The organism is Chitinophaga sp. (assembly GCF_017745275.1).
Lineage (GTDB): Bacteria > Bacteroidota > Bacteroidia > Chitinophagales > Chitinophagaceae > Chitinophaga.
Genome location: NZ_JAGHZS010000002.1, coordinates 441,523 through 453,545 on the forward strand (window position 1 = coordinate 441,523; position 12,023 = coordinate 453,545).

The window sequence follows — 12,023 nt, forward strand, 5'->3', positions numbered from 1 at the left end:
GAAAGAGCGACTGGATGGATCTAGCTCCAGCCGCTTAAAAATTTATCCTACTGTCCGAGTAAATCGGAGCTTTTACATGTAAAATATGTAGCCCATTTTTTTCGTTTAGTTCCTTATATTTCCCCATCATTATTCCTGGCAATAACAGTTATATGTAATCAGGTTAGCATAGCCTGCGCTTAGCGCGGGCTATGCTGTTTGGGTCTATTTGTTAGCCTATCAAAGTACAGATTTGCTATTCTTGCTTACGTAGTTTTATGCGGGTTATCTCACCAATAATATACTTCCCTTGAATGCAAATTTTTCTCCGTTTTCGCAGGCAGTTTCCATAAAATAAACATAACTGCCTGCCAGGGATTTCTGATTGTTCTTGTTGCCATCCCAGCCGGCAGCAGGAACATTGACCTGGAAATGTGTATTTTCAAATACAAGATTTCCCCAGCGATCGTAAATACGCAGGTAGATGATTTCTTTTACTCCTTTCCCTTTCGGATAGATGCGGTCATTTTGTCCATCAAAGTTGGGGGTAAACGCATTGGGCATAAAAACGGCTGCCTGGTTACAGAGAATATGTATGGTAACATCATCTTTTGCCTTGCAGCCATAGCGGTTTGATACCTCTACAGTATATGTAGTGGTAAGGTTGGGAATTACCTGTATGTTTCCACAGGCAGCACAAGTGATATCATGTTCCGGAAGCCATTTATAGCTGATAACATCATTACTTGTCAATGCGTTCAGGTGCACGGAAGTGCCGGCCATTACATCCTGGTCAGGTCCTATATCAACGGTAGGATAAGGTGCTACGGTTACCTGCAAAGATGTTTTATCAGAAAAACATCCTTTGTTGTCGTAACCGGTTACGGTGTAGGTATAGTTACCGGTGTGCGGCAGCTTTGCTTTGGTAACGGCGGCATTGGGATCGGTGAGTCCCTCGCCTTCCCATTTATAGTAATCTGCTCTGGATGCATATAGTGGCAGCAGGGCGCCCAGACAGAGTGTTGTATCTGGTGCGGCTATCACTTTAATAGGTTGTATCACCTGTAGTGTTAAATGCGCTATATTAATACAGCCGTTATTGTCTGTTACTTTTACCTGGTAAGTGGTGCTGCTATCAGGACTTGCCGTAGGAGCAGCTATTAATGGGTTATTGAGCCCGGTCACCGGCGTCCATTCATAACTGCTTCCTCCAACAGCTTCCAACACAGTCGTATTACGCCGGCAGATAAAGTCGCTCAGTGAAGTGGCTTTTACGTTCGGCAAAGGTTGTACCTGCAGCAGATGCAGGGCGGTATCTGTACATCCATCTTTGTTGGTAACAATGAGTGATATGTTGACAGGGCCGGGTTGGGTGTATAGCTGTTGGGGAGGGGTACTTACTGTAGCGGTTTGTCCATTACCGAAGTTCCACTGCCAGGTGAGCCCGTTGTCGTTTGTTGCGCTGCCGTTGAAGCTGGCGGATGACTGCACACAGATTTTATCCGGACCTGCAATGCTGACTGCCGGTTTCGTGTATACGTTTACGTTGGTGCGCACTGTTTGATGGCATCCATAGGCGGTGGTGGTGGTAAGACTGAAATCATACTTACCGGGAGCGGGTATGAAAAAAGATGGCGTGGCTGTATTTGCGTTGGTGGGTATCAGCGTAGAGTCGAAAGCCCATTGATAGCTGCCTGGTTTGCCCAGCTGATCTATGGAAAAACTGTTGAATACCGGGGCAAATGTTACTGTTCCTTTCCCGCAAAGGATATCTGGTACTGGTTTTATTTGTACATCCAGTTTATCAATAACAATAGGATTAGGAAGCCGGGCACTGCCCCTACAGCCATTTTCATCAGATAATAACAGCCGTGGCTGATAGATGCCGGGTGTTTTGAACAGATGTTGTACTGCTGTATCCTTTGTATGAAGAATAATACCATCGGTAAAATCCCAGCTAAAATCCTGCGTGCTTTTACTGAGGATGGTAAAGTGAATTTCCTTTTCCAGGCAGCCGCCATCTGAACTGGCGATGATTGCGGCATAAGGACCTTTCACTTCTATGGTATCGGTAAATTGGTCTGAGGTCCCGGATTCTCCCATAGCTGTGAGTACTACTGCATAACGCCCCGGCTCCGTATACGTATGTACGGGATTGACTTCCGTTGAGGAGGTGCCGTCGCCAAAACTCCAATAATTGGAAACATAATTCAGGGAAGTGTTGGTAAAGTAGAAGATCATGGGTGCACAGGTGCCACCATTGGCAAAGATGGCTTTGTAAGCAAAGTCTGCCCCGATAGGAGATACCTTAACCTGTTTTACTGCCTGGTCTTCACAACCATTGTTATCCTTTATACGTAATACTACCTGGTGAATGCCGTTTTGGGTATAGTTGTTCATGGCGGTGCCAGTAGCCGTAGAAGTATTTCCATCACCAAAGCTCCAGTCAACACTGGTGATGATGCCATCGGTTTCGGTGGATTGGTTATAGAAGTATACATCGGTGCCAGGTTTGACCAGGTAGCTGCTGGCGGTAAATGTGGCATGGGGGCCTTTTACAAGCAACGTATTATCGTAGCCGTAACTTATACATCCGTCTTTATCGGTGACCTTCATCATCGGGTTATAACTGCCCGGTTGTTTGTAAGTGTGGAGAAAAGGCCCTTTGGTAAAGGTTTGTATAGGAGAGCCATCACCGAAATCCCATTGCCATTCGATAACGCCGGCGCTATTGCTGATGTTGGTGAGGTCAGTGAAAACAAGTTCATTACCGGGGCATTTTGCCGGTGGCAACCTGAATGCGGCCACAGGCCCCCGTACGTTGACGGGTACAATGTTGCTGAGGTCTGTACAGCCTTGCAGGTTTTCAGCGGCCAGTTGCATTTTGTATTTGCCGGGAACCAGGTTTTTGTAGGTGAATGTATGCTGGTTATCCGGATCGCTTACGTCAGTTCCGTTGGCCATCCATTTATAACCATCGGCTTTATATATGGCCGGGTTGTAGGTAGTAATGGCAGCATCCAGTAATTCATTGCTGCACAGCGTATTTTTGTCGGTGGTGATCACTATTGGGGCAGCAGCGATCACGGTTACATTCATGCTTTCATGTGTGGTACAGTGGCTGTCTTTTACGGTAAGCCCCACTTGGTAGGTGCCACTGCCAGGGAATACGTGAGTTAAAGTACTGGTGGAAACCGTATAGCTGGTATCAGTACCATCGCCCCAGTTCCATAGCCAGGATTCGGCGCCGATGGAATGATCTTCAAAAATAATGGTAGTACGTTTATTACAATCCACCGGCTTGACGGTATACCGGGGAAATGGGTTGGTGGCAGTAATATATTTCTTTTTGATGATCGTATCATAGCAGGCATGGTTACCTACTATCAGCTGTACCGTGTAGGTATCTGGCCGTTGGTAGCTGTGGGTCGTATTTTTCCCGGAACCGGTGCCCCCGTCGCCGAAATCCCATTGCCAACTGTCACCAATATCTGATTGGTCTTTGAATACAGCCGGTGTATTGCCGCATATCATGGGTGCATCCGGTGAAAAGAAATCAGGTACAGGTTTCTGGTATACTTCTACATTATTCGTTGTTTGTACCCTGCCTTTGCAACCATTGATGGTAGTATATTTCAGGAAAATCACGTAGATGCCGACTTTATTGTATTGATGGCTGGGTGTGGGCTGTGTGGAACTGGGGCTACCATCTCCGAAATCCCATTCATAGGTTTTAATTGCGTCTGTATTACTGCTGTAGGCATGGAAGGTAGTAACTAATCCCACGCAGCCACTCCGGTTTTGTTCATCCGCTGTGATTTTTACGGGGAATACGTCCACACTGACCTGGCTCATCGCAGTACAGCCATCTTTACTGGTGGCGGTCAGCGTAGCGGCGTAATTACCTGCAATGGTATAGGAATGAGATGGATTTTTTGCGCCGGAGGTCTGACCATCACCGAAGTCCCATTGTCTGGAAGTGCCGGCAGGGGCATTGTCTGTGAACTGAACCGAGGTCGGCATGTTACAGAAAGGAGGTACCGCTGCTGTGATGCCGATAGTTGGAGTTGATTTGATGTCCAGTTTTTTTTCAATGATATCCACGCATTGACCGTAGGTGGCAATCAGTTTTACGTTTAGCGGACCTGCAGCCGGAGGCGTGTAGGTAGTGGTATTGCCGGGATTGTTCATGTTTGGCTGACCATTGATTTCCCAGGCTACCTTTAGTTGAGAGGTAGTGGAAAATACGCCACTATAGATCCCCGGGGTATTGGAACAGATGGGAGTAGGGAAGGTGAAGTCGGTTTTGTAGGCGGCAACATTAATGTCATCAATTTTTTTGACAGCGGTACATTGCCCGGTATTCGTTACCGTAAGGGTAACGTTGTGCATACCTTTAGTTGTAAAGGTATGTGTACCGGGATCTTTTAGGGAGGAGGTGCTCCCATCGTCAAATGTCCACTTATAGGTCAGTGTGCCCGGCCCTGTAGATGTATTGGTCAGTTGCACGGTGGCGGGTGCCTTACAGAATATTTTATCAGTCACATTAAAATCGGCTACTATAGGCGGTGACACTTTTACCAGGGTATCTACCATTTTGAAGTTGGTACATTGATAGCTATTAGTAACAACCAGGATAACAGGGTATTTGCCTGCCTGTTGATAGGTATGTGTGCTGCTGCTACCAGTCCCGGTAGTACCATCTCCATAGTCCCAGGTATAGGTGATCAGGGTACCGTTTACCGGGTCTGATTTGTCTGTAAAAGTAGGCTGTAAAGGGGCGCAACCACTTGCGTTGGTGACTGTGAAATCAACTTTGGGTTTCGATCTTACGGTGATATACCCTGTTTTGATAGTTGTAGCGGAATGGCCCGCAGAGTCTTTTACGGTAAGGCTTACCGTATAAATACCGGGTTTAAGATAGGCAGCCCCGGGGTGCTGTTCAGTAGAGGTATATCCGTTACCGAAATCCCATTGCCAGGAAATTGGCTGGCCGGTTGACTTATCACTAAATGTTGTTAGCAGCAGTTCACAATCTGTGGTTGATGAAGCATTGAAGTCTGCTTTGATTTGCGCGTTAACTCCCAGGGATATAAAACAGCATGCTAATAGATTGGCAAATAGTGATGGACCCGATTTACGCTTTGCCAAGCTAAAAAGGCTCATTCATGGATATGTTGTGTACCTTGAATTTACGTTATTAATTGCAATGTACAAAATGCTGATTTTTGGATTCCTAACCGGAAAACGCCCTCACTACTTGTCGCAAATAACTCTTTAAATGTCGCAATATCCTACCTGGCTTGTAAGGGTACCAAATTACTTTTGTAAAAAACAATAGCATGAGAAAGATAAAATTACAAATGAACATTTTGCTTGACAATAAATGGGACAGCGGAATGTCAGACTTTAGTATTGACAATCTCACCAATGTGGACTGCATTCTGCATGGGAGAAAAACCGCGGAAGGATTTATTCCATATTGGACGGAAGTGGCAAACAATCCCAATGATGATGAGCATAAACTAGGAAGGCGGTTTTCGGAAATTCCAAATGCAATTTTTTCAAATACCCTCAAGGAGAGCATGTGGGACAATACAACCATTATAAATGGCGATTTGGCAGAGGCCATAAAAGCACTGAAAAATAAGGACGGGAAAGATATCATTGTATATGGTGGTAATTCATTTGTATCATCATTAATACAACATGATTTAATCGATGAATATTATGTACTTGCTAACCCTGCTGCATTAGGTAACGGACAACAAACCTTCAACCCTTTAAAAAATGAATTAACGTTAAAACTGGTAGCTTGTAAAGCGTTTGCCTGCGGTGCGGTTTTAGTACATTACTCAAGACAGCAATAACATTAAAACAAGTATGCCTGCCGCCGGACAATGAATATGATCAAATTACATTCCATGTGGTTGTTTTTTTTAAATCGGTAGCTTAAAGCTTTGGGAAGATGAAAGTGTGTCAAGACTTATCGATCCCGTTTTACCTTGGATGCGGCAATAGAAACACAGACGGTAAAGAACTATTTGCATTTAATTAACTGTTAATGGTCTCTCCGTGATGGATTCTCGCTGGGATACCAGGTGGATTGAGATTTGGCTGTCCCTGGTATATGATTTTTTTATATTCTGTAATCACGTATTTCCAGTGCGTAGCAGGCGGTTTAATTGCAATTGATATTAATCGCTAATCAATAGTTGTTGGTGATTAATCAAATTTTTTTTCATTGTTTAAACCCTTGTTATGTACACAAAAAGTATTTTATCCATGAAGGATATCCCTGTGCCGCCTTTAAATGAGGAGCTGATGGCAGGTGGTTATTTTGATGAAGGAGATGGTGGTGGTGGTACCTTTATCTGGGTATCGGTTGGAACCTTACCTCCTTTGGATCAGGGTATTCACATAAAGCATAATACCCGTACTGATGGCTATTTTTTGAGATTGTATTCAGGAAGCATCAGTGCCCGATGGTTTGGAGCATCAGCGAATCAGGTTGATAACACCGCTGCGATTCAGGCAGCTATCGATTACTGTATTGCTAATAGTTTGAACCTGCATCTCGATGGAGATTTTAGAATTTCATCATCATTGTTTATCGACAGATTGGTAGATAATCCGGCTTTTAGAGAATATTTTGTTATTTCTGATGGAAGCCTTTTTGCCAGCGGTAGCTTTCCTGTTTTTTCAACAAGACTCAATCCTGCTTCAGCAGACAGGCCGGTAACACAGTTAGTAAGATTCAGAGAGATTGTGTTCAAAGGTGATAACGCAAACACCGGAACCTATGTGTTGGATTCCAATAAATATTTGAGGACAAGTTTTGAAGGATGTAGTTTTATTAGTTTAAAATTTTTGAGAGCCAATTATTATGTGCAGTCTATTTATATAAGCAACTGCCAGGCAAGAAACTGGAGCGGTGTATTTTTTGATGCCAATGGAGGGGTCTATGATATAAAAATTTCAACCAGTATTTTTGAAAGTGCAGAATCATTTGCCAATTTTTCTTCGTCAACCAGTACGCCACATCGGGTTTCAAATGTAAGTATTACAAATAACCTGATTGAAGGGCTGTCAGGGTATGGCATTAAATATAAGCTTACATCTTCTCTGGTGATTGGTTTTAATTACTTTGAAGGGAATGTTTTGGGCGATGTTATATGTGGAGATCCTACGGGTGACATAGGTTCCCCTAATACCGGAATCTCTATCATTGGGAACTTTCATCTTACTGAAAATAGTAGTCCGGATTTTTATCCTGTTACATGGGGACCAACCAATGGAGGTATTTCCTTGTCTAATGTAAGTAACCGGAATCTTGATCAGTTTAATACAAGTGTTTCAGATGTATTTACTGGTAATGCTGCCTCATGGAATGATGCTAACACACCTGACCATTTCGGGACTAGTAAGATATATTTTGGCAGCAGTTTGCCTATAACTAATGGCGGGGTTGTCAATTATTCTCCATCCATAAGCCGTGGTACCATTATATGGAATACCAATATAACACCGGAGAAGCCCAATGCCGGATGGGTATGCACTGAGGCCGGTACTTATGCCACAGCTCACTGGGCCGCTTTTGGAACTACCAATGCATTGATTGAGAATAAAAGTATAATACTAAATGGAAGTGAAGACTTGAACACAATGACTGCCAGCGGATACTTTTTCCCTGTTGTTGTTACAAGTTGGTTAAACACAGGCCAAAATTTCCCACTGCATAAACGGGGAATGCTAAAAGTATATTATTCCGGTAACTCTAATACGGCTGATGTTATTCAGGAGTATACTACTATTTCAACGGACGCAACGGATAAAGTACGGATCTTCTGTAGAACATATTATGGATACGGCGGACGTTGGGCGCCTTGGTCGGAATTTTCAATGGCCTGATAGAGCTATTGTCACGCAGACAGCTATAACTATTAAGTAGAAGTATGCTTTTCCGGAGAAATGAAAAAGCCTTCAAGTCGAAAGATTTGAAGGCTTTTCGCGTTCAATATTTTTCAAAAACTTCATGTTTGAAATGGACAAAGAAGGGTTTGAGAATTGGAGGACGCAATTTGCGTCCACTAAAGAGGAGTTTAGGGGACTTCGCTACGCACTTTTTTGTTTTAGTGCGCAAGGTGTAACTATGCTTTCCTGTGTTTTGAGCAGTGAGAGGGCAATAGGTTTAAATATCCGGATAATACGGATATTTCATCGGATCGCCAGATGATTTCTACCAGCAAAGACATTTTAATGAAGCTGGAGCAACTTGAAAATAGAGTGAAGAAGTGTAGAACTAATTACTCCTGACGTCATTAAACCCTTGTAGAAACTGATTCTGCAAGGGTTTAAGTAAACTATTCCTCAGAAGAAAGTAAGCACCAGAACAACTCAACGGGACACATTTTTGCCTGGCTTTTCATTCAGGCTCCTGATCTGTTTATTGGTAAATTCAACAACTGCCTTTAAATATTTTTCTACAGTTACAAGTTCTGATACGGTAAAGTCTTTATATAGGGTTTCCAGGTCCTCCTGCATAACTTTAAACGCAGGGCCTATCCGTTTTAATGCTTCTTCCCGGTCAAGCACTACCAATACCTTCCTTCTGTCATCAGGACTGTGTTCGCGTTTAACCAGTTTACTTTTTTCAAGCCTGTCGATCATTGCCGTAACTGCTCCCGTGGTGATGCCGCTTAATTCGCCAAGCTGCCCGGCAGTCATAGAGCCATGTTGAAAAAGCAGGTCTATATATTTATGGTCTGTACCAGTCAGGCCCGCCTTCTGCGCAATTGCCTGGTGCATAAGTACTGTACTCGTCGAAAATTCCCTTGCCAGGTCACCGATGGTTGCCAAAAGTGCACTTTTTCCTGATTTTTTTTTTCCGTCCATAAAAAAACAATTTATCTTTATGATAAAGATACTTAATGATAAAGGTAATCTACTTTATGGTAAAGATACCTGGAATATTATTTATAAATCTAACAATCAGCAGGATGAACACTATGATTAATAAAACTTTGAAGGCAGGACAGTGTCCTTATATACCCGTCAGTGGGGGCTATGTCTTTATCTCCGGACTTAAAAATGATCGTTCATTTCAAAACCTATACCATGGATAACAGGAAAATACTCATTGTAGGCGGCGGAGTTGCCGGCCCGGCACTTGCCATCCAACTGATTGAACAAGGGGCAGAAGTAAAAGTCATAGAAGCCCGCACAGAGGCAGAGATGAACGAAGGATTGTTTTTTGGAATATCTCCAAATGGACTGAATGTCCTTTCCAGTCTTGTTGATATTACCCGGATTTATGAGGAGTATGTTCCCGGAACACTTCATTTTTACAATGCAAAGGGGCGGCTTATTGCGGAATTGGACGCATCCTATCAAAAGGAGGCTTACGGCATCAGCAGTATTCAGGTCAAAAGATCCGCTATAAACGACCTGCTGCATGAAAAATTAGCCAGTTTAGGTGCCCCGGTAGAATATGGCTGCAAATTACAGGCTATTGAATACGCCGGTACTAAAATAGAGGTAGAAACCAGTAAAGGCAGGCTGACCGGCTATGATCTCCTGGTAGGAGCTGACGGTATCCATTCATTATGCAGAAGATTGGTCTTTCCCGGCGCACCAAAACCCACCTTTACCAAAATGCTGTCCACAGGAGCTATTGCGAAAATTCCAGGTTGGAAAACACCTTCCCAGGCTGTTGAAATGACTTTTGGTATGCGGGCTTTCTTTGGCTTCTCCATTACAAATACAGAAAAGGTGTGGTGGTTTAATAATTATGACTGGGATCAGGAGCCGGACCGCAGGGTGCTCTATGATCCCTCCATGCAACAGCGTATAAAGCAAGAACTGTTGGAACTTCATAAAAACGATCACCCAAAAATCAGCGAGGTTATTACTGCGAGCAATGACCTCTTTGCTTATCCAATCTATGATATGCCTGCTCTGGAAAAATGGCATACTGAAAAGGTGTGCCTCATCGGCGATGCAGCACATGCTATATCGCCACATACCGGACAGGGTGCTTCATTAGCCCTGGAAGACAGTGCAGTCCTGGCGAAGTGCATGGCCAAATATACAAACCCCCGGCTGGCCTTTTCCCGCTTTCAGCAACTAAGATCAGATCGTGTAGCCAAGGTTATTGCACAGGCAAGGAAAGTAGGTAAGGCTAAATCAAAGCCCAACCCGATAGCCAGCTTTTTCAGGGATATCATGCTGAAATATTTTATCAATATGGAAAAGAAAAAAATGAGCTGGATATATGAATATGATGTTGACAAATTGGAAATATAATTCAGTTCGCAAGCGCTAACTGGTAAGAGAATAAAACAGGGGTGTGTTAAGATAACTGGTTCGTTTATACAGCTATCTTAACATGCCCGTTTTTTATTTGTGATTGCTTTTTTTTAACAGCTCTTCATACGCAGGCTCGCCAGGGTTTTCCGCACCATCAGAAAATTTTATACCGGCCATCTCAAATTCCCGCATTAATCTTTTATTGAAACCTGCCACATATGTGGCAAATAACACGGTGTCTTTTATCTCAGGAATGATCTTAAAAGGAACATCCGGTTCTTTAAATCTATATAAAGTGGCGCTGGTACTATCGTTGCCTTCAAGATGTACGGAGTCACCATAGTCCGTGATCTTAGCTGCGTAATGATTTGTCAGGTATCTCAACGAATCATTTTCTATTTTATAACGAAGCCCGAACCGACCAACTTTCTGATTATAAAAAACGATGTATTGCGAATCAATATCAAATTCGCTATATCCATTTGCTATTGAAAATCTATGCCATTTCCCGATTATAAATTTTTTATTATCGTCGGTATTTTTAAGATTTGGTGAATCGCAGGCAGAAAGTGCAAAAATAAAAAATGCAAAAAAATAAGTTATTGATCTCATTATCCCTAATTATAAAATATTATTAAAGCGGCACACTTAATCCGGGTAAGTGATAAGAAGTACCCACACTAAATACTGCCCCGCAGAAAGCGGGGCAGTATTGATCTGTTGCTAATGTAAGCCAGTGTTTATTGCATCCAGATAGTACAGTTAATATTGCCGTTAGTATTAGTGCCCCAGGTTTCTGAAACCATAATAGCCGGAATATTTAACTGACCAAGTGTATAACCTAAGCTACTCCACTTATTATAGTGATTGGCAAAAGTAATGACGCGGTTTTGCCCGGTAGTAACTTTTGTAACCCTGGAACTGTAAATTTGTCTGAAGCCATCACCTCCATCAATATTTTTACCTGTCATCCAGCGGGTCCATACGTTATAACCTGCACCATCGCTGTCAAATGTTCCTAAATAAGTGCCGGTATGCGGTGATACTGCACCCCATGTTTCATTCACATAATATTCATAATAAGGGTTTCTGCTCCATCCGTACCAGCCGAAAGTACCGCCGCCGGAATTTGAATAAGTACCGAGATTATATCCTATTTTGTAAGTTGCAGAGCCTACCGAATAGCCTTTGCCACACGTAAAATTGCCATTAAATCCGTTCCAGTTAACGCTGTAATTTCCGCCAGGGCCGTTTGCATAATTAACGGTGCCTGTGGCGCCATCACTTTTCCAAAGTGACCAAAAGAAGCCGTTATGTGTACCTGATTGGTAAAATTGGGCCGTGACTGCAGCATTGGAGAGGCGCTCAATACCCGCTATATCGGGTTGGGTTCTTGCCTCTTTTTTACAGCTTGTTAAAATTGTAGTGCCTGCAAGTACAAAGACTGCAGCAGCGCCAAAAGCAACCTTCCTGGTTACTTTTGTCAGTGGGTTTTGTTTTTTCATATCGTGGTTATTTGGTTAGAGGAGTAAAAAAAGCGTATTTCAAAATGGAACCATGCTAATAATCACCAAATTTGTTACACAAATGTTCATAGGTTGCTTATTATAGAACAACCAGATCTGATACCGGGTCATCAGGCAGAACTGCCAAAACTCAGGCGACAGGTAAATGATTTGCTTTATGATTGAATAGGGGATTTTTGTGTAGAAGTGATGGAAGTGAGTGGCGCTTTA

Annotated in this window: 8 protein-coding genes; 4 read left to right on the forward strand and 4 right to left on the reverse strand. The window is 43.0% G+C overall.

Going from position 1 to position 12,023, the window contains the following annotated elements:
- Positions 1–264: 264 nt before the first annotated feature.
- Entirely contained in the window at positions 265–5,130 is a 4,866-nt protein-coding gene (locus J7623_RS07575) for a PKD domain-containing protein (RefSeq protein WP_291919150.1), read from the reverse strand.
- 191 nt (positions 5,131–5,321) lie between these two features.
- On the opposite strand from J7623_RS07575, the gene J7623_RS07580 reads away from it, so the two are divergent.
- The 3 genes from J7623_RS07580 (at position 5,322) to J7623_RS31745 (ending at position 8,215) form a co-directional block, all read left to right on the forward strand.
- Positions 5,322–5,849 (forward strand): dihydrofolate reductase family protein, encoded by a 528-nt coding sequence (locus tag J7623_RS07580; protein WP_291919151.1) that lies wholly within the window; start codon positions 5,322–5,324, stop codon positions 5,847–5,849.
- 391 nt (positions 5,850–6,240) lie between these two features.
- Positions 6,241–7,890 (forward strand): hypothetical protein, encoded by a 1,650-nt coding sequence (locus J7623_RS07585; protein ID WP_291919153.1) that lies wholly within the window; start codon positions 6,241–6,243, stop codon positions 7,888–7,890.
- Positions 7,891–7,996: 106 nt separating this feature from the next.
- Positions 7,997–8,215, forward strand: a complete 219-nt coding sequence (locus J7623_RS31745) for an ORF6N domain-containing protein (protein WP_366838660.1) — start codon at positions 7,997–7,999, stop codon at positions 8,213–8,215.
- 161 nt (positions 8,216–8,376) lie between these two features.
- Here J7623_RS31745 and J7623_RS07590 read toward each other — a convergent pair whose 3' ends face one another.
- A complete protein-coding gene (locus tag J7623_RS07590; RefSeq protein WP_291919154.1) occupies positions 8,377–8,874 on the reverse strand; it encodes a MarR family transcriptional regulator in 498 nt (165 codons plus the stop codon).
- Between the two features lie 171 nt (positions 8,875–9,045).
- Between J7623_RS07590 and J7623_RS07595 the strand changes: the two genes are divergently transcribed.
- Entirely contained in the window at positions 9,046–10,284 is a 1,239-nt protein-coding gene (locus J7623_RS07595) for an NAD(P)/FAD-dependent oxidoreductase (RefSeq protein WP_291919156.1), read from the forward strand.
- Between the two features lie 93 nt (positions 10,285–10,377).
- Here the strand turns inward: J7623_RS07595 and J7623_RS07600 are convergent, their stop codons facing one another.
- Entirely contained in the window at positions 10,378–10,899 is a 522-nt protein-coding gene (locus tag J7623_RS07600; protein ID WP_291919158.1) for a hypothetical protein, read from the reverse strand.
- Between the two features lie 128 nt (positions 10,900–11,027).
- Positions 11,028–11,792, reverse strand: coding sequence for a glycoside hydrolase family 11 protein (locus J7623_RS07605; protein WP_291919160.1), 765 nt, complete (start codon positions 11,790–11,792; stop codon positions 11,028–11,030).
- Between the last annotated feature and the right edge of the window lie 231 nt (positions 11,793–12,023).